Source organism: Haloarcula montana, from assembly GCF_035666295.1.
Taxonomy (GTDB): Archaea; Halobacteriota; Halobacteria; order Halobacteriales; family Haloarculaceae; genus Haloarcula; species Haloarcula montana.
Map to the genome: position 1 here is coordinate 926,403 of NZ_CP142027.1, position 18,970 is coordinate 945,372.

General features: G+C 61.2%; 17 protein-coding genes. 4 read left to right on the forward strand and 13 right to left on the reverse strand.

What is annotated here, in order from left to right; all coding sequences use genetic code 11:
• The first annotated feature begins 17 nt into the window (after window positions 1–17).
• Complete coding sequence (locus VJ109_RS04850; protein ID WP_324759460.1) at window positions 18–791, forward strand: SDR family NAD(P)-dependent oxidoreductase; 774 nt, start codon at window positions 18–20, stop codon at window positions 789–791.
• A 33-nt stretch (window positions 792–824) separates the two neighbouring features.
• On the opposite strand, the gene VJ109_RS04855 is transcribed toward VJ109_RS04850, so the two are convergent.
• The 4 genes from VJ109_RS04855 to xacF form a co-directional block, all read right to left on the reverse strand.
• Window positions 825–1,064 (reverse strand): TOBE domain-containing protein, encoded by a 240-nt coding sequence (locus VJ109_RS04855; RefSeq protein WP_324759462.1) that lies wholly within the window; start codon window positions 1,062–1,064, stop codon window positions 825–827.
• Window positions 1,065–1,198: 134 nt separating this feature from the next.
• Window positions 1,199–2,434, reverse strand: coding sequence for a mandelate racemase/muconate lactonizing enzyme family protein (locus VJ109_RS04860; protein ID WP_324759464.1), 1,236 nt, complete (start codon window positions 2,432–2,434; stop codon window positions 1,199–1,201).
• Between the two features lie 127 nt (window positions 2,435–2,561).
• Window positions 2,562–3,425: a fumarylacetoacetate hydrolase family protein gene (locus tag VJ109_RS04865; RefSeq protein ID WP_324759466.1), complete on the reverse strand. Its 864-nt coding sequence runs from the start codon at window positions 3,423–3,425 to the stop codon at window positions 2,562–2,564.
• A gap of 511 nt (window positions 3,426–3,936) precedes the next feature.
• A complete protein-coding gene (xacF, locus tag VJ109_RS04870; protein WP_324759467.1) occupies window positions 3,937–5,385 on the reverse strand; it encodes a 2,5-dioxovalerate dehydrogenase in 1,449 nt (482 codons plus the stop codon).
• A 683-nt stretch (window positions 5,386–6,068) separates the two neighbouring features.
• Between xacF and VJ109_RS04875 the strand changes: the two genes are divergently transcribed.
• Window positions 6,069–7,637 carry a spermidine synthase gene (locus tag VJ109_RS04875; protein WP_324759469.1) on the forward strand — a complete coding sequence of 523 codons (1,569 nt, stop codon included), beginning with the start codon at window positions 6,069–6,071 and terminating at the stop codon, window positions 7,635–7,637.
• Window positions 7,638–7,925: 288 nt separating this feature from the next.
• Here VJ109_RS04875 and VJ109_RS04880 read toward each other — a convergent pair whose 3' ends face one another.
• The gene (locus VJ109_RS04880) at window positions 7,926–9,149 is read right to left on the reverse strand and encodes a LolA family protein (protein WP_324759470.1); all 1,224 of its coding nucleotides are present in this window, start codon (window positions 9,147–9,149) and stop codon (window positions 7,926–7,928) included.
• A 601-nt stretch (window positions 9,150–9,750) separates the two neighbouring features.
• On the opposite strand from VJ109_RS04880, the gene VJ109_RS04885 reads away from it, so the two are divergent.
• Window positions 9,751–10,425 (forward strand): CPBP family intramembrane glutamic endopeptidase, encoded by a 675-nt coding sequence (locus tag VJ109_RS04885; protein ID WP_324759472.1) that lies wholly within the window; start codon window positions 9,751–9,753, stop codon window positions 10,423–10,425.
• Window positions 10,426–10,641: 216 nt separating this feature from the next.
• Here VJ109_RS04885 and VJ109_RS04890 read toward each other — a convergent pair whose 3' ends face one another.
• The 6 genes from VJ109_RS04890 to VJ109_RS04915 all read right to left on the reverse strand — a co-directional run bounded on the left by VJ109_RS04890 (window position 10,642) and on the right by VJ109_RS04915 (window position 16,681).
• Window positions 10,642–10,986, reverse strand: a complete 345-nt coding sequence (locus tag VJ109_RS04890) for a MarR family transcriptional regulator (protein WP_324759474.1) — start codon at window positions 10,984–10,986, stop codon at window positions 10,642–10,644.
• A gap of 69 nt (window positions 10,987–11,055) precedes the next feature.
• A complete protein-coding gene (locus tag VJ109_RS04895; protein WP_324759476.1) occupies window positions 11,056–11,262 on the reverse strand; it encodes a hypothetical protein in 207 nt (68 codons plus the stop codon).
• A 386-nt stretch (window positions 11,263–11,648) separates the two neighbouring features.
• On the reverse strand, window positions 11,649–13,151 hold the full coding sequence (locus VJ109_RS04900; protein WP_324759478.1) for a DUF6036 family nucleotidyltransferase: 1,503 nt from the start codon (window positions 13,149–13,151) through the stop codon (window positions 11,649–11,651).
• Window positions 13,152–13,648: 497 nt separating this feature from the next.
• Complete coding sequence (locus tag VJ109_RS04905) at window positions 13,649–14,908, reverse strand: RNA-guided endonuclease InsQ/TnpB family protein (protein WP_324759480.1); 1,260 nt, start codon at window positions 14,906–14,908, stop codon at window positions 13,649–13,651.
• A gap of 3 nt (window positions 14,909–14,911) precedes the next feature.
• Window positions 14,912–15,034 carry a hypothetical protein gene (locus VJ109_RS04910; RefSeq protein ID WP_324759482.1) on the reverse strand — a complete coding sequence of 41 codons (123 nt, stop codon included), beginning with the start codon at window positions 15,032–15,034 and terminating at the stop codon, window positions 14,912–14,914.
• 1,395 nt (window positions 15,035–16,429) lie between these two features.
• Complete coding sequence (locus tag VJ109_RS04915; protein ID WP_276179794.1) at window positions 16,430–16,681, reverse strand: type II toxin-antitoxin system VapC family toxin; 252 nt, start codon at window positions 16,679–16,681, stop codon at window positions 16,430–16,432.
• 198 nt (window positions 16,682–16,879) lie between these two features.
• Between VJ109_RS04915 and VJ109_RS04920 the strand changes: the two genes are divergently transcribed.
• The gene (locus VJ109_RS04920; protein WP_324759485.1) at window positions 16,880–17,956 is read left to right on the forward strand and encodes a hypothetical protein; all 1,077 of its coding nucleotides are present in this window, start codon (window positions 16,880–16,882) and stop codon (window positions 17,954–17,956) included.
• 23 nt (window positions 17,957–17,979) lie between these two features.
• Here VJ109_RS04920 and VJ109_RS04925 read toward each other — a convergent pair whose 3' ends face one another.
• Both VJ109_RS04925 and VJ109_RS04930 read right to left on the reverse strand, forming a co-directional pair.
• Complete coding sequence (locus VJ109_RS04925; protein WP_324759487.1) at window positions 17,980–18,540, reverse strand: hypothetical protein; 561 nt, start codon at window positions 18,538–18,540, stop codon at window positions 17,980–17,982.
• The gene (locus VJ109_RS04930) at window positions 18,540–18,932 is read right to left on the reverse strand and encodes a hypothetical protein (protein WP_324759489.1); all 393 of its coding nucleotides are present in this window, start codon (window positions 18,930–18,932) and stop codon (window positions 18,540–18,542) included. The genes VJ109_RS04925 and VJ109_RS04930 overlap by 1 nt, the downstream gene beginning before the upstream one ends.
• Window positions 18,933–18,970: the final 38 nt, after the last annotated feature.

The following is an 18,970-nucleotide window of genomic DNA, read 5'->3' on the forward strand; positions in this document are numbered from 1 at the left end:
GCGACGACACCGCCTGTATGCCTTCCTACGAGCACACGCCAGTCTCGCTTGCGGGCAAACGCGCCGTCGTCGTCGGCGGCACGAGCGGTATCGGACAGGCCATCGCTCTCGGGTTCGCGAGCGAGGGAGCCGACGTCATCGCCACTAGCCGGAGCCCGGACGCCGTCGCGGAGACGGCCGACGCGATCGAGGCCCGCGGCGTCGACACCGCCCGTCAAACCTGTGACGTGACCGAGCGGGAGACCCTCGACGACCTCCGGGAGACCGCCGTGTCGGAGTTGGGCGGGATCGACGTCGTCGTCGCCTCACAGGGTGCGATCTCCCGGGAGTCGGTACTCGGGATCAGCGACGACGACTGGGACTTCGTCACCGACGTGGCTCTCGACGGGGTCCGGCGGGTGACTCAGGCGCTGGTCCCGGGCATGGACGGCGAGGGCGCGGTCGTCAACATCTCGTCGCTGGCGGCCCGCCTCGCGATGGCCGACCTCCCGGCCTACGCTGCGGCCAAGGGCGGCGTCGAGTCGTTCACGCGCGCTTCGGCGAAGGAACTCGCCCCGGAGATACGGGTCAACGCCATCGCACCCGGATTCGTCATCACGCCGCAGAACGAGGACACCTACGCCGAGGGGACCGAAAAGCGGGCCGAGATCGACGAACGGACCCCGCTCGGTCGGGTCGCGGAGCGCGAGGAGATCGTCGGCGCGGCCGTCTTCCTGGCCAGCGACGCCGCGTCGTTCGTCACGGGCGAGGTCCTCACCGTCGACGGCGGCTTCGCGGACAGCGCGTTCTGACTCGTCCGAAAAAGTCGCTCGGTGTAGCGATCCCTACAGCATCGGTTCCTGCTCGGCGAACGCCATGTCACGGGTGTAGAGCGCGTCGCCGCTCTCGGCGTCGAAGACGTGGATCGCCTCGACGGGCACGTGAGCCGTCACCGTCGCGCCGCTCTCGATTCGCTGTCGGCCGTCCGTCGTCGCGACGAGGTCCTCGGTCCCCTCGGTCTCGCCGGGGAACGCGAGGTGGACGACGTTCTGGTTGCCCATCGGCTCGACGACCGTCGCCGTCATCTCGAACTCGTGAGTACTGTCGCCGCTTCATAACCGAGTCAAGACTGTCATGTTCGACCATACACTATCGAGGTATAACCACTATCTGTTAAATTTATCGGTGGTCGAAGGTACGAGGAACCGAAAAGACGCGGTCAGGCCTCGTCGAACAGTTCCTGACCCGCTGCGAGGTGGGCCTCGACGGCATCGAGATCCAGCGTCAGTCCCAGCCCGGGTTTCTCGGGGATCGCCATGTAGCCGTCCTCGATGAGGTCGTCCTCCTCGACGAGGTCCTCCCACCAGCCGAGTTCGTAGGAGTGATACTCGACGGCCAGCGAGTTCGGGATGGCCGCCCCGACGTGTGCGGACGCCATCGTCCCGATGGGCGAGGAGACGTTGTGCATCGCCACCGGGATGTAGAACATGTCGGCGAGCGTGGCGATCTTCATGGTCTCACGCATCCCGCCGACCTTCGGAACGTCCGGAGCGACGATGTCGACGGCCTGCTCGGTGAGCAGGCGGCGCTGGCCGTGTGTCCGGTAGACGTTCTCGCCGACCGCGATCGGCGTCCCGGTCGACTGTGTCACCTCGCGCTGGACGTCGTGGTTCTCCGGCGGAACGGGGTCTTCGAGCCACCAGACGTCGTACTGTTCGAGTTCCCGGGCGAGGCGTTTCGCGCTCCCGCTGGCGAACGCCCAGTGACAGTCGAAGGCGGCGTCGGCCTCGTCGCCGACCCGTTCGGTGACGCGTCTGACGATCTCGGCCTTGTGCTCGATCTCGGGCTGGCGGAGGTGACGGTTCGCCCAGTCTTTCTCGTGGCCGGAGGGGACATCCAGATCGAACTTCAGCGCGTCGTAGCCGAGTTCCTCGACCACGCGTTCGGCCTCGTCGGCACAGGCTTCCGGATCAGCCTCGTCCTCGGTGTGACAGTCACAGTAGGTCCGGACCCGGTCGCGGTACTTCCCGCCCAGTAGCTGGTACGCGGGCACGTCGAGGATCTTGCCGGCCGCGTCGTGCAGCGCCAGTTCGATCCCGGAGATGGCCGCGATGTCCTTCCCGCCGATGGACCCCTCGCCGGACATCTTCTGGACCATGTGCTCGTAGAGCCGATCGATATCCAGCGGGTTCTCGCCGACGATGAACGGCCGGAGACGGTCGATGATCTCCGGGAGCGCACCGCCCCAGTAGGCTTCGCCGTTACCGACGACGCCGGCGTCGGTGTAGAGTCGGACCAGCGTCCACGGGTAGTTCCCGTCGACGATGACCGTCTGTACGTCGGTGATCTCAACGTCGCGACCGGCGCCGCGGGACTCGGTGAGTCCCATCGTCTCGGCCGAGAGGTCGCGCATGGTATACTCCGCGTTAGGGTCTCGCAGGTCTCCGTAGTTCATGCGTCACTGACGAATTCGCATCGACCCTGAAAATACTTTCGAGAGTTCCCCCGGACCCAGCCAGTGGCGACGTGCTCGGTGCGGGGAGCCACGACTGGTGGTCGGGCGTCGCGCCCGCCACTGCGGTTCAAACCGTCGTGACAGTGTTCTGGAGCCGTCCGATACCCTCGATCTCGATCTCGACGCGATCCCCGTCCTGGAGCGTGAACCCGTCCTCGGGGACGAGCGACGTGCCGGTGAGCAACACGGCCACTTCGGGGACGGCGTTGTGATCCCGGAAGTACGAGACGAGTTCTTCGCAGCTGCGCACCATCTCCTGGGTCCCCGTCTCGCCGCTGTAGATGCGGTCGCCGTCGCGGGAGATCGCCATCGTGAGGGTGAGCGCGTGCGGATCGTCGATGTCGGTCGCCACGCTCGGCCCCAGCGAACAGCACCGATCGTAGACCTTCGCTTGCGGGAGATACAGCGGGTTCTCACCCTCGATAGAGCGGCTACTCATGTCGTTGCCGACGGTGTAGCCGACGATATCACCCTCGTAGAGAACGATGCCGAGTTCCGGCTCCGGGACGTCCCACTTCGAGTCGGCCCTGATCCCGACATCCTCGTCCGGTCCGACCGTTCGGCTGGGGGTGGACTTGAAGAAGATCTCCGGTCTGTCGGCGTCGTAGACATCGACGTACATGTCCGGCATGGAACTCTCCTCCCGCCGGGCCTCCTCGCTGATCCGGTACGTCACGCCCGCCGCCCACACTTCGTCGACGTCGATCGGGATCCGGCGTCGTTGCTCGACATGGGCCGGGGACAGTTCCGTTGCGGCATCGAGGTGGCGGGACGCGATGGCATCCGGGGATTCGTCCGCGATGCTCGCCGCCCGTAGCAGGGCTCGAAACGAGGACAGCCGTGGTTTCGCGGTTGTCAGATCGTAGACGCCGTCGTCGCTGGAGACGGCCAGTCGGCTACCCGCTCCGTCGCGTAGCTGGTGATACCTCATGCCAGGAGTCTATCCGGCCTCGATAATAAAATGTGGTGTTGGCGGCTGTGACGGCCGATCTCCGACTAGCGCGTACGTATTGGACCATCTCGTCGTACTGTTCCAAATAGTCAAACAGAAGAAATAACGAGTGTACCCACGTTAGTCCAAGAAGTCGTGAAAACTGTTAACATGGCCCTCCAATCGTGAGCGGGACCGTACCGACACTCTCAGGAATCTGTCGCTAAGGACGGATTTCTGACTGTCATCTCCCGCAATCACACACCGTTGTTCCACAGTGTTGAACAGAGTTGCGAGCATAGCATCGTCGGAGTGGACCTTCGTGAACAGATAGTCGACGATATCGAGCGGCCGAACAGTCATCACGCGACGTATGCGGACCCGAGCGTGATACGGGACAGTCCGGATCGACAGTCCCGGCAGTCCGGATCGACAGTCCCGGGGCTTCGGGGACGGTGTCCAGTCGAAAACGGTCGCCGATAGTGGGCCGATTCACCCGCTGACGACGCCCTCAGTAGTTGAGATAGACCGTCTTGCTGAGGGTGTAGAAATCGAGTCCCGCGTCGCCCTGCTCGCGGTAGGTCTCGCTGGAAGAGGCTTTCATCCCGCCGAAGGGGACGTGGAGTTCGAGCCCGGTCGTCTTCTCGTTCGTCTTCACGACGCCGGCTTCGGCCTCGTCGACGAACCGGTGGGCTTTCCGCAGGTCGTCGGTGACGATACTCGCCGACAGCCCCTGTTCGACGCCGTTGGCGACATCCAACGCCGACTCGAAGCCGTCGACCGGGATGACGGAAAGCACCGGGCCGAATACTTCCTCCTGTGCGATCCGCATATCCGGGTCGACATCGGCGAACACCGTGGGTTCCACGAAGTAGCCGTCACCGTAGCGCTCCCCCGTCGGGCGTTCCCCGCCGGTGACCAGACGGGCACCCTCCGACTGCGCGATGTCGATGTACTCCAGGGTCCCGTCGAGTTCGGACTGGGTGACCTGTGGCCCCATATCCGGGTCGGTCATGCCGGCCCCGATATCGAGCGCGTCGGCGTACTCGGCGATACCGGCGACGAACTCCTCGTAGACGGACTCGTGGACGACGGCCCGCGAGCAGGCGGTACAGGCCTGGCCCGTCACACCGAACGCCCCGCTGCCCACGATGTCGACGGCCTCGTCGATATCCGCGTCGGCCGCCACCACCGTGGGGTTCTTCCCACCCATCTCCAGTTGGACGCGCTTCTGGTCTTCGGCGGCCGCCTGATAGACCGTATCACCGACCGATTCCGAGCCGGTGAACGAGACGGCGTCGACGCGCTCGTCGGTGGTGAGTACCGAACCGACGACGCTTCCCGAGCCCGTGACGAAATTGAGGACGCCGTCAGGGAGCCCGGCGTCGTCGAGCGCCTCGACGAGTTTCGCACCCGTGACTCCCGCCACCGTCGCCGGTTTGATGACAACCGTGTTACCTGCCGCCAGCGCCGGCGCGATCTTCCAGGCCGGGATCGCGATGGGGTAGTTCCAGGGGGTGATCGCCGCGACGACACCGACGGGTTCCTGCCGGACCGACAGCGTCGTGTCCCGGGCGCTGCTTTCCTTGACTTCACCGCCGATATCGCTGGCTTTGCCGGCGTAGTAGTGGAAGATGTCGATGGCACGCTGGACCTCGCCACCGGCCTCGGACCGCGTCTTCCCCTCTTCACGGACGAGCGTCTCGACGATCGACGCTTTCCTGTCAGCGAGGATCGCCCCCGTCTCCCGGAGGATCGCGCCCCGTTCCGGCCCCGGTGTGGCGCCCCACTCCTCGGCCGCTTCGTCCGCGGCGGCGATCGCACGTCGGGTATCCGCCGCCGTCGAGGACTGCACCGTGCCGACGACTTCACTCGGATCAGCGGGGTTGCGACTCTGCATAGTCTCCCCGCTCTCAGACTCGATCCACTCTCCGCTAACGTAGTTGTGCGTTTCCGCCATCGCCTAGAAGGGGTAGATCCAGATATAGAATAGTTACGGTCGACACAGTTCTCGCCGAAAACTTCGTCTCACTGCGAGGGTCGGTTGCTACCGGTGACGGGACACCTCTCCGGTCCCGGCGGGCGTCGTCAATCGAGTGATTCGACAGCTGTCGTACAAACATATATGTATTGTCGAACAATATCGGTGTCCGATGCGGTGTCCCGACTGCAACATCAAGATGAGCGTCCAGACAGAGTACTACACACCGGCCGTCGTCTGCGAACACTGCGGCTACCACGCCCCGAAAGGAGCCGACTGATGCCCTGAGACACAACTGACTGGCGGTATCGGAAACCGACCGCCGAACGAGACGACGTCATCCCGCGTTGTCCATCGTGACGATCTATTCCCGGAGACACTACTATATCTCCCATACTATCTCTTTGTTACTCCTTTTGATATCGAAATATTCAGTTTCTGATTCGATACGTCTCAAATATGCGGTTATATCCCAGCCGAGCGCGGAAGGATATCACGGCTTGCGATCAGTAACGGAGATACTCTCGTCAACGACGCGGAATAGAGAACTATCGACCGCCCGTAAATCATTCGCCCGGATGAGTCCCACAGCGGACGGGAGTGTATCGGCCCACCTGCCCGGCCGTCAATACTTAGGGACCGAGACCTAACGGCGAGTAGACATGGGCTGGGTCGGAGAACTGACAGACGGGCGGTTCACCGGCCCCGGAATCGCGGTGTTCGTCTCCGGGGTGGCGAGTATGGGACTGGAGATCCTCGCCGGCCGGATCGTCGCCCCGCAGTTCGGCAGCAGCATCTACACCTGGGGAAGCATCATCGGCGTCTTCCTCGCGGCGCTGAGCCTGGGCTATCACTACGGCGGCAAGCGGGCCGCAGAGCGTGCCAGTCGGCCGCGACTCGCCCGACTGCTCGTCTGGACGGCCGCCTACGTCGCGGTGGTGATCTTCGCGAGCGACCTCCTGCTCTCGCTGGGCGGGTCGTTCCCGCTGCCCAGTCGGTTCGCCTCGCTCCCGGCGATCACGCTGCTGTTCGGGCCGCCGACGTATCTGCTCGGGTTCATCAGTCCGTACGCGGCACAGCTCTCGGAGACCGAAGGGGTCGGCGAGGCGTCCGGCCAAGTGTACGCCGTCGGCACTATCGGCAGTATCATCGGCGCGTTCGGGACGACGTTCCTGCTGATCCCGTCGTTCAGCATCGAGATCATCGGTTTCGTCTTCGGTGCCCTGCTGGTCGCGACCGCCGCGGGACTCGTGCTCACCTCGACCCCACGCGAACCGGTGTACTCGACCGTCGCCGTCGGCGTCCTCCTCGTCGCCGCGGTCTCCAGTGGCGCGATCGGCGTCTCGACGGGTGGTCAGGTCGTCTACCAGACCCAGACGCCGTACCAGGAGCTAGAGGTGACCGAACTCGGCGGCACGCGGACGCTATATCTCGACGGCCAGCGCCACAGTGCGATGGACGTCGACGACCCCGACAGACACGTCTTCAGGTACACGCGGTACTTCCACCTGCCGTATCTCATGGCCGAGGACCCCGACGACATCGACCGGGTGCTGTTCGTCGGCGGCGGGGGGTTCAGCGGTCCCAAGCGGTTCGTCTCGGAGTACGACGCCACCGTCGACGTCGTCGAGATCGATCCGACCGTCGTCCGCGTCGCCAAGGAGTATTTCGCCGTCGAGGAATCGGACCAGTTGAACATTCACACGGACGACGGCCGGCGGTTCCTCCGCCAGACCAACCGGACCTACGACCTCATCGTCCTCGACGCCTACAAGAAAGACAAGGTCCCCTTCCAGTTGACGACGGTGGAGTTCATGCAGCTGACCCGGGACCGCCTCTCCGAGGACGGCATCCTCATGTCGAACCTCATCTCCGCACCCCGCGGGCCCGCCTCACAGTTCTACCGCTCGGAGTACCGAACCGTGAACGAGGTCTACCCACAGGTCTACAGCTTCTCGACGGCCTCGGGGTCGACCGTCGTGCAGAACATCGAACTCGTCGCGACGAAAGATGACGAGCGACTTTCCGAAGCCAACCTCCGCCAGCGTAACGCTGAGCGCGACATCGGCGTCGATCTCACGGACGAGGTCGACAGCTACCAGGACCCGCCCCCAACCGAGGACGTGCCGATCCTCCGGGACGACCGCGCTCCGATCGACAGCCTGCTCGACCCGATGGTCGGTCAGGAGTACGTCGTCGAGCAGGTACCGGAAAACCGGAGTGCGGGGTGATCGCCCTCGGCCGGGACTGCCGCGGTGTCGACCGTCGTCCCAGGCCCGTGTGTGTAGCACGTCGAACCTCCACTCGACGAGATCCACCCGACGAGACCCGTCGGTTCGGACGGATCACACTGTTCGGCGAGTCGTCGTGCATGGGTCGACACTCGTTTCCGCGAGGACTTCCCGGGCGTACCCGTCGCTGAGTCGGTCGAGCAACTCGCCCACGCCGGGGCTTCGCTCACTACAGGACCGCCGATTGCGCCCACCCGTCGTTTCCCGGGGCAGAACCCGGGCCGGCACTCAGGTCGTCTCCGCCACGGAGCGAGCGACGCGGCGGAGCGTGGCGTTGTCGACCTGGCCGGTCACGTGATACCGGTCACCGTCCGCGTTCCAGGTGATGCTCGTCCGGTCGTCGGTCCGGCTCTGTCTGGCTTCGTAGGGGCCGATCTGGACGGTCGTCCCGTTCGAAACAGTGCGTGGCTCGTCGACGATAGAGACAGTGATCTGGCCGTCACCGCGTGACTGTTCGTACCGGAGCACAGCGAACTCCGGCTCGGTCGTCCGATGGGACGCGGACGCGAACTCGAACCCGGGCGGGACCGTGGGATCGGGAATCGACAACTCGGTGGCGTTGACCAACGCGGCCAGGGAGTCGTAGCTGCTGGACCGTACCCGCTCAGCGTCGTCCGGAACCTCGTCGGCCTGGAGTTCGAACGTCCCCGGTTCGATCGTCGGATTGAACGTCACGTTCCGGTACGTGACGGTGGACTCGTAGGTGGCTCCATTGTACGTCGAGACCGTCTGCCGTTTGATCGGGAACACGTACTCCCGGTCGAGCCAGAGCGTCTGTGATTCGAGTGCCATCGCGTCGGACGCGGGCGTCACCTCAAGTCGGTAGGTGGTCCGCCCGTCGACCGTCTCGGTCCCGGCGTACGTGACCGTGACGTTCCCCTGTCCGTAGGCTGTCGAGTCGTTCTGCTCGCCGTCCGTCCGCGGGACAGCCGGCAGCGGCGATATCCCGGGCGTCACGGTCGGCTTCCCGACGGCCCGGCCGCTCCGGGCTGCGCCGAGGAGTTCGGGGTAGTCGGGCTTCACGGAGTCGTTGTCCGATGCGATCGACGCCCGATGGAGCCGCTCGGCTGCCGGGTCGTAGAACACCAGCGTCGATCCGTTGGCGATGACGAATCCGCCTTCGGCGACCAGCGGCGGGTTCGCGTCCGCGGACGCGCTCACCGATAGCACACGGTCGTGATACGCGTACGGGTCGAGACGTTGCTGTTTCCGCGAAACGGTCGTTGTCGTTGCGTTGTCCCGCTCCTGGACGGTCGTCACCGTCGCGTTGATGGTCTCCAACTCCGCGTAGCGGTCCGCCGCCTCGCGCTCGGTCGGGAGTTGCTCAGCCGTCCCGGACAGGCTACCGCTCCCGATCGCACTGCAACCGCTCGCGAGGAGGACGACGACGACGAGCGAGAGCCGCGCGAGCCGCCGGAGCCGTACCGAACCGGTATTCGGGCGTGTGCTCATCGGTCAGTTGTGTTAGAGGGTTGTCTGGACTGGATATAAATGCAGGGTCCGTCTCGAACCCGTCGGGACTCGACATGGGAGGGTCACAGCGTCAGCGGACCGATGGGGGCGTCCGCGGGAAACAGCGTGGGACAGGGAGAGGGGTGGGGTGGGAGTACCGACCACGTGCCCCGCGGACCAAGCCACGGACGGTGGTACAGTGTCGGGGGATGAGTGACCACCGCAGTTGGGTAGACGGACGACTGCATCATATATGTCGGGCGTGAGTTTCTGGCCCAGAAACTGGCTTGCGGTAGAGCGACTGTGGCCGCCTTCGAGACACCAGCAAACACACCCGAACGTGGAATCGACGCTCCACCGTGGTCCTGCGCGACTCGTCAGTGCGACCGGGACCACCGTTCTGGACGCCTACGAGATCAGCGCTGCGAAAAATTACGGCGTGTACGGTTCGTTCAGCCGTGCCCTCACGCGGAAATACGACGCCGATTACCTGATCACGACCGACAGCGATTTCGACGACACAGGTAGCTCTCTCCGTAGTGTTTCACGGCGCGAGACACTGTTCCGACCGTTATCTGGGTTCCACTAGTAGACGGCGTCAATGACAGACCAGCCACATATCGAGGCCCCTGGACTCGGGACGATCCCGCCGCTGACGATCTGTTGCCTGGCGCTGTCACTGTTCGGGCTCCCGCTGCTTGCACTGCTGACGGAGACGGGCGGACTCTCGGTTTCCCCGCTGGCACAGATTGCGCTCCAGTGGCTAGTCGTCGCGCTCGTGGTCGGCGTCGCGGTCGGCTACAACGGCCGCTCGTTCGCCGAGATCGGCTGTCGACGACCGGGCTGGCTCGACGTTGGCTACCTGCTGGGAACGGCAGTGGTCGCGCTCGTCGTCTTCGTCGCGACCGATCCACTGGTCGCTGCACTCGGCTTGCCCGTCGAGTCGGGTGCCGGCGCGATGTCCGCTGGCGTCGGCATCAGACTGGCGCTCGCGAGCGCGGTGACGACGGGTATCGTCGAGGAGGTGCTCTTCCGGGGGTACCCCATCGAGCGACTGCTAGCGTATACGGGGAGCCCCCTCGTCGCCGGTGGCGTCACGTGGGGCGCGTTCACTGTCGGCCACGCCGCGGTCTGGCCGCTCGGGAATCTCATCCAGATCGCGGCCGTCTCGGCAGTCCTCACCGTGGTGTATCTGCGACGCCGGACGCTCGTCCCGGTCGCCGGTGCACACGTCCTCGTCTGGGTGCTCGCGGCACTCGGGCAGGTCTACGGATAGCGTGGCTACTTCGCGAAGATACTCGTGAGTCCCACACCCACAGTTGGGCGTCGGAACAGGAATACCGTCGTGCCGGCGCGGCGAGTGGCTCAGGCCAGTCGGGACCGATGATCCGCCGGAAGGGGTCGCGACGGCTCTGAATGACGACCTGCCCACCGTCGGCGACCACCTGCCGGTCAACTCCGAGGAACTCTTCCAGCGGCTACTTCTTCGTGACTACCGAGAGGCTACGTCGTCTTCCCAATCATCCTCTGCATAGGCATCGTTATCGGGTGCGGTAGTGTGCAGACGTTCAGCCGAATCAACCGATGTCAGCCGATGTCGAAGGATCTTAGCAGTCTCTGCGTCCACGTAATAACTCCCCTGTGATCGGCTAGCGAGATCCCGCTCGTAGAGGGAAGACACTACTCTTGAGGCCTCGTTCTCAGTGACATCCAGCGTCGAAGCGATTTCTGAAGGGGTGAAGCTGCTTTCTTGATTACGTACGAGGAAACTGGTTATGTCATACTCGTCGGTCTCTGGCTTCACGAGAAATGGATCATCGGTTTTCTGATCTTCCATGGTTCGAGATATTATTTCTCTGTCATAAATGTTCTCATAAATTCGTCTTGCAGTTCCTCAAGAGGGACCTCAGGATGTCTGGACGGGTCGCGTCCAGTGGTTGACATCGGTGACGGTAGCCTGGCCGACGAGCTGCCACTCTCGGGTCCGCCAGACTTCCTCAAGACGCTGCCAGCGGTCGCTGTTGTCGGACTGGGGGACGAACCGGATACGGCGTCGCGTCCCGGATTGGTCGGTAAACTCAACGATTTCCTCACAGCGAGTTGATCGGGTCATTGGTTGCGTGGGTGTCGCAGTGCTCTGTGGCGTGGTACAACTGCTCTGAACGGATCGAGTCGTGGTCTCAGTTCTCTCAGTAGGCATTCTTTCACCGGGCGCTGTGTCTCACACGCCCTCCACCCAACCACGGGGGGTACAAACAAATCCAAGAACAGGCCCACCGCTACTGTCGGTGCAACACCACTATCGAATGTCACACGCGACAGACTTGGGGGGTCAGACTGATGCCGCGATCAGGAGAGTACGTGGTTCTTTGACAGCAAAGGGAGACGAAATCACTCGGCCGACAGCGCTCACCCCTCGGGATTTCTACAGGCACAGCGTGGGGAGTGCTTCGGCATCGTTCGAAAAGCGGAGATTTCTGTGATGGGCGTTGTGTAGCGTTAACGATCAGTTGATTCAGCTCGCTGGTACGTATTGAGCCGACCGCTACGGTCGACGGTGATCTGTCCCCCCTCTTCGAGCTTCCGGAGTTTGTTGTAGATCTGGTGATCAGGGAACTCCAGCTCTTCTCGGAGATCTTCGATCGTTTTTGGGGCCTCCAGCGAGACGAGCAACGCGTTCTCGAGACAGTACGAGACGAGCCGATCCGTAATTGGCGCAACAATATTGTGCCGCTCGTCGAGGACATCGAGCGTATCGAGTACAGCAAACGAGAAGAATTGACCAGTGCGGTCTTCCTGGGTTGTGATCTCTTGGAAGATGCTCTCCCAGTCGAGGTCAGCTTGTCTGGCGATCAGTGCGGCATCTTCGAGATCGCCTTCGCGTTCCGTGATCGATTTGAATACGAAGATGTCGGTCAGCGAGAGCAGATGGACATGAAGATTGCCGTACTCGAATGATTGGTCGCACCGCTCGATCATCGCCGGCGTCAACTGGAGCTGGCCGGCGACCGCCTCCACGAAAATATCCCAGCGCGGAAACCCGTCCTTCTCCAGCACACTACTGGGATCGAGCTGGTTGTACGCCGCTTCCAAATCACGCCGCTCCTCGTATCCTAGGTCCTGGAGCGATTCGGCGATTGCAAAGAACGTCTGTCCGTCCGCAACGACGATGTCGACGTCTTTCGTCGAATCTTTCAACCCACGCAGAATGAGGTTGCCGCCCCCGAGAAGATACACGTCGACAGGCGTCTCCAGGTGGTCGCCAAGCTCTTCGAGCCCCCGTCGAAGGCTATCTTCCGGATGGTGGCCGCGCGGATAGACCCCATAGTCGTTCGCGAGATCGATGAATTCCTCCCACGGGAGAAAGAGTTCCTCGTCGTGGACCTCCCGCTGGTCGATGTATGCAAAGAGATCTGCCCATTTCTCGACGCACTCCCACCTGTTTGCGAGTCGCCACAGGTCACTGGCGTCGAGGGTCGCGCGGTGCGTCAGATAGAATACGCCAGCCATCGCCATCTGTTTCTTGGTCTCAGCGACGGTCACCGCATGAATCAGCACCGCTTCGAGTCCCAGGGACCGATCACCGTGATAGACGTAGGTCTTCGCTGGGTGATAGTCAACACCGTAGCGAGTGAACGCCGAGAACGCAGTCGGCGTCCCATCGACGGTGTCCTTGCTCGTCGCGACGAGTCGGTCGCCGTTCGCGCGGTATTCGGTTTCGAACGGTGTCGTTCGGGCTCTCGCTTCGAGGAACGACCGAAGCGTGTCATCGGTGATAGCATACCCGTCGTCCGTGTGTGCGATCGCACCCGTCTCCTGGATCTCGTTCAAATGCTTGTAGAGCGTGGACTTAGCGAACCCCTGTGTTTGTAACTCCGAAATCGTCTTCGGACCGTCGAGCAGCACACCCAAAATGTCCTCTTTCGTCCCTATCAGCACGTTCTCGAGTGCGTAGCGGTCGAGGAGCTCGGCAAGCAGTGATGCTTCGTATGTGGTTGCCAATTGGACTCCGTCGGTTCGGTCCACAAGATGGGCGTTTTCGAGGTCGCCAACGACCTCCGACGTCCAGCTCTGACTGTTATCGATTGCATCGGCTAATTCGCCAACAGAGTAGGACTGATCCCGCAAACAGTCGATAACCCGTAACTCCGCTTCCCTCATAGATTCCAATTCTACCGATGTATTTATAATAATATCGGTGAGTATGGAATACAGATAATTGGCGCTCAGATCGGGTCGTCAAATGGAGAGGCGTTTGCACAAACGTATTTCCGAGAGGCAATTCGATCTGCGAGTCCGAACTACTCGAGAGACGATGTGAACAGGCGCCGATACTCATCAAGCCACTCGATCTCGTGGTACGTCACGTCATTCTGAATGTCGTATTCAAGCGGGAGTGGATCCGAACGGTGGGTCGTGAACGTGAGGTTGATTTCGACACAGGGGCCGTGCTCTGAGACGCACTCGAAGTCATCGTCAAAGGGGTATACAACAGTGAACTACCCCTCCCTGCTCGCGCTAACGCGCTCGCTGAGGGCGGGGCTTCCTGCTTCCACGACGCGCTTTGCAGGAACCGGGGTGGTACCCGCAGGGAGCGCAGTCTCCACAGGCGTTCCTTCGGAGTGACCCACTCCTAGTTTGGAGAGTCCGCGAGAAAGGATGTTCCACGCCGCATTTGCATCTCTGTCCGCTTCGAAGCCGCAGGCGGGGCAGGAATGCTCACGCACCCACAGCGGCTTGTCTGTTTCGACGCCACACTGAGCGCACTCTTTGGTGGTGCCTTCGGGTTCAACTTCCACGAAGTGCGTGCCTTCGCGCTCGCACTTGTATTCAAGCATATCGGTGAAGGTGTTCCATGCCGCCGACGCCGTGTTGCGGCTGTTGCGTGGCGATTCCAACATTGCTTTCACCTCGAGGTCTTCGACGGCCACCAGTTCGTACTCCTGAGCGTAGTATGCCGAGAGTTTGTGCAGGAAATCACGTCTCTTGCGCTTGATTTGTAGGTGACACGCAGCAACACGCCGACGTTGGTTCTCCCAGTTGCTCGACTCGTACTCTTTGCGCGAGAGGGTCCGCTGTTCCCGTTCGAGCTTGTCTCGTTCCTCCGAGAGATTGAGTGATCCGACCGCCGTGCCGTCAGTGTCGTGGGCATACTTCAGAATCCCCACGTCGATGCCAACCATGTTCTCTGCGTCAATATCCTCTAGGGGCGGCTTGGCTGGCGGTTCCGTGTCCATCTCGATACCGAAAATGGCGAACCAATCGCCAGTTTTCTCTTTTTTGAGCGTGACTTCCTTGACCGTAGCGTTGTCGGGCAGCGGTCGGTGGAGTTCGATGGGAATCTCTGCGAGTTTCGACAGCGACAACACGGCCTGACCACTCTTCTTGTCGAGTTCGAAGCCAGACTGGTTGTAGGTGAAACTTCGAAATTCCCGCGGTGACTTCCATCGGAGTTCACCAATCTTGTAGCCCTGTTCTTTGAGCTTCCCGAGTGCGTTGATATTCTTCGCGATCCGCATGACTGTGGGCTGAAGCACCTTCGAGTACACGTCGGTGAGTGCGTCCCACCAGCCTTTGAGGTCGGGAAGCTCGTCACGAATCTTGCGGACACGCTGTTTGACAGTGCCCTCATCTTCGGGAATCTGGTTGAAGCGGTACAGGGCGTGGTTGTAGAGTTGTCTACAGGTGTCTCGGTAGTAGTCCAGCGTCTCACGCTGGCTGTCTGTCGGATTGAGACGATACCTGTAGTTGTAGTTCATGGGCTATGAGTCGCGTTCTTCGATAAGTTCATCCAGTTGTTCTTGGACGAACGAGGAGAGATTCAAGTGGTTGTCTTGAATCCACTCCTCTTGATCTTCACGGATGGTGATTGTCTTCCGTTTCACCGTATGCATACTATATGCTTAATACATAAGATATTTTCGGAACGCGTGGGCCTGTGGGCCAGTAACAGAACAGTTGATGGAAGACGATGACGGCGCTGTATCCCCTCCCTACTGCGCTCCTTGTCCGCTAACGCGGACTGCGGTGCTCCTTGAGGGAGGGGGCTTAGCGCCTGCTATCAGCTAAACCAGCGAATCTGGAAACCAAAGTGGTCACACACATCTCTGACGACTGCAGCATCGCAATAGGGCGTGTGTACCCACAATTCTCCGCCAGCGTACGCCTGATCTTTGATGCACCAGACTGCATCAAGGGAGCGCAGAAACCCCACAGCGCGATTGTAGTGCGCTTCAGTAAGGCGATCCCACCAGTGGTACACCTCGACATCGTCAACGAGGAGCTGGAGGCAATCGCCACACACATCATACGCCCGCTCACCAAGGGAGACTTCATGGAGTTTGTCGTACTGGGTGGTGTCACACGCATCGCACGGCGGGGAAGCACCACTACCCTGGTATCCGGTGGATGATCGCTGTTCGGTGTGGTTGGAACACCCGCTGTTTGCACTCCCTGGCTTCTGCGATTCGTTTGAGTCGGTATTCTCGGTCATTGGTATCTAACCGGGAACCGTCAGTCACGCCGTGTGACTGGGCTCCCGGCTAGAACCGGACCAACGGTCGGCCACTCATCTATCGTCACAGAGAGCAGGTTGTTCTAAATAGTTTCTGTGGGTCCAACCGAGAACACCGGCCAGCGTCCGGCTATCGACGACAACCGATGCTAGGGCAATGAACGTCGTGTGCAACCGGATCGTCAACGGCCCACGCCACCGTGCGCGGGGCTTGTCAGTGAGAACGTGGCCGGTGTCGGCAGTGCCGTAGTAGCGCCACTCGTGGAGATCGATGGCGGGATCGACACGGTCTGGCAGGAGTCCCCGTTTTCGGAGAATCGTAACTAGTCAATCGCAGACGCTATCGAACTGAGCGTCGATAGCGTCCGCTGAGAGGTTGCGAAGATGCTAGAGGAACGATTTCGCTAAGTGGTTTCGAGCCGTCGACGTGACGTCGACCGGCTCGCTCTGACCGAGTTGGTACGTTTTTCCGCCGGTGTTAACAAACTCTTGTTCGAACGCGAGTTGAGAGAGGAGATCAAGGAACCCCTCTCTTGTGTAGCTGCCACACGGTTTGATGCCGAAATCGAGTTCCGAGTACAACACTGCTGAGAATGGGGGTTATCGTAGCGTTCGTAGCTCTTGAGATACGCGGTGAAATGGTTTGAAAGAATGGATTCCAGACGTGGAATATCCGATCGTGTCGGCAAAGCGTGGTTCACAAAGCATTCATCCTGATCCCAAGTATTCCCCCCGAATATCTGTAAATCGAAGCTGCAGCCACTGGTCACTCGGTGGGGACAACATCGACATCGGCTAGTTGCCTGACCGGCCCCTTGTCAAAGTCGTTGCTGTTGTGGGTGACAAAGGTCGCCCCTTGCTCGTGGGTCGCCGCCAGGTTCAGCAGGTTGGCGGCGTCGAGAGAAACACCGTGAGACTGTAGCTTTTCACCGAGATACGCCGCTTCGAGTGCTGTATCATCGGTAACGTTGAGAATCCGGTCGAAGTTCGACTGGAGAGTGTTTTGTGTCTCGATCATTTGACTTCTCGACGACTGGGCCTTGTACGATTCCCATGGAACAATCGCGGGAATCGTCCACTCTTCGCCGCGGTACTGACCTGAACGGCCCATTGGTGACTGGTAGCATGACAGCAGGCCCCGATACCTTTTCGTCATTCTTCCCAGAAGCCAACGTACGGGATCATAGACGACGGTTCGATCTCATGGTGAGAACTCGTGAAAGTGTATCCGAAGATACCGCGATACGATCATCCGAGTGTTCCAGAGTCGTTCTTTGAGAGCGAAGATCTCACGCTCGTCGAGAAGTTCGACGGGAGTAGCTTCCGGTTCACGCTGTACGACGAGCGGTTTTCGGACCGCTATCCGGAGCAAGTCGAATCCGCGGCGGCCGGCGACGGCAGCCTCGTCTTCGGCACTCGCAAAGCCATCAGAGGCAGTCACCGAGACGACCTCGAAGACATCGACGGTGCCCTCCACCGCGCGGTTCGCTGTCTACGCGAGGGTGTCGATACCGCGGCACTCCGAAGCCTGCATGCGGAATACGACTCACCACTGGTCGTCTACGCCGAAAACCTCGTCTACTCGACGCTGGACTACGGCTACACCGAGCATGACCTGCCAGCACTCATCGGATTCGACATCCTGCCGTATGCTGAGATCGAGACGATGACGCCGCCTGGAAACCCCTACGATGAGACGTTCGAGGGGTTTCTCCCGACGGAGGCGGCCTGGGACTGTTTCGAACGGATCCGTGTCGAGACCGCCCCGACTGATCTCTCGTTCGTCCCGGCGACGATTCTCGAAACGCACAGTGGTGGATTCGACCCGGCAGCCTACACGTTCCCGTCCTCGTCGCTGGAACCTGCCGTCACCGTGGAGGGAGTGGTCGCGAGGAGCGACGAGCACGCTCGGCGAGTTAAACTCGTCCGTGAGGCGTTCGAGGAGTTGAACCGCGAACAGTTCGGTCGGCAGCCCGAGGACGCCGAATCGGGGGCGGAGTACGTGGTCGCGTGCTACTGCACGCCGGCGCGAATCCGCAAACAGATCCGGGCGATGGTCCTCGAAGACGGTCGCGAATTCGGCCTCCATCTGAACGACGACCTGTATCCTCGCGTCGTCGAGGACATGTGGGCCGAGAACTGGCCGGAACTGATGGGTCTCGACGTCTCGTTCACGCCCGCCGACGTGTATCCCCTCGTCGCCGAACGCTGTATCACCGAACTCCGCAAGATGAAGACAAACGCTGAACTGAACGAGACCGATCCGACGACTGTGTGGGAGCACCTTTTATAAAAATGTGTCGGCAAAATCGCTTGCTACGAGATGTATCGCCTTCGAAGTTGGCTCACGTACTGTTGGTCCCATCCTTTCGTCTCGATGTAGTAGGTGAGTACGGCATCGACGTACTCGGGCGCGAGAACATCCGCAGTAGCGAACGTGCAGAGTATATGGGGTGTCGTGAACAGGATGTTCCGATCGTCGAGCGCGAGGTTGACAAAGAGGTAGTTCGTCGAGTTGAACTCGTCGGTGACGAACAGATCCGCGTCGAGGTCGTTGGCCAGCCAACTGCCCTCCGATTCGCCCTGGTCGAGACCGTATTCGAGTGGGCCATCGATCTGGCCTTCCACGTCGTGAGTCGTCAGGTGACGTGATGCCTGTAAAACGAGGTCGGCCGCAGCAGACAGCAGATCACCACTCCCAGTCGCATCGGTGATCTCACCCAGGACACTCGCTGGGACGTGTACGTCATACGTGACGAGCAGGGCCTTCAGCGGGTCTGCATCCGATGGAGCGCTCGACCGATCATCGACGACGGGCGTCGCAAGATTCAATAAGACGTTCGTGTCGACGACACAGACAGCGTGTCCTCCCATCATTACATGAGCGACTCGCCGTCGTCGTTCGACTCCTCATCAGGTACCCACTCGGAAACAGGGCCGTCGTAGAACGTCTCGTCGCTCGGGAGATCGTCCGCTAACGTCGGCCCTGGCGGTTCGCGGTCGATCGACTCCTTGAGAAGTTTCATCCGCATGGCCTCCTCGCGACCCAGGATCGATTCGACCGTCTCGAAGTCTACACGGTCATCGTAGTAGGCGTCACCGAGTCGGCGGCAGAACTCCTCGTCGTCGGCAATCTCCTCGAGTTCGTCTTCAAGCGCCTCGATGAGGAGACGCGTCCGGGAGATGTCAAGGACGTCAACGACCCGGTCTGCCCGCTCGACGAGCGTGGCTGGAGCGTTGAAATCAACGCGTGTTTTCTCTTCCGCCATGCTATGTATGTGTAGACTTTACACATACATAAGTTCAC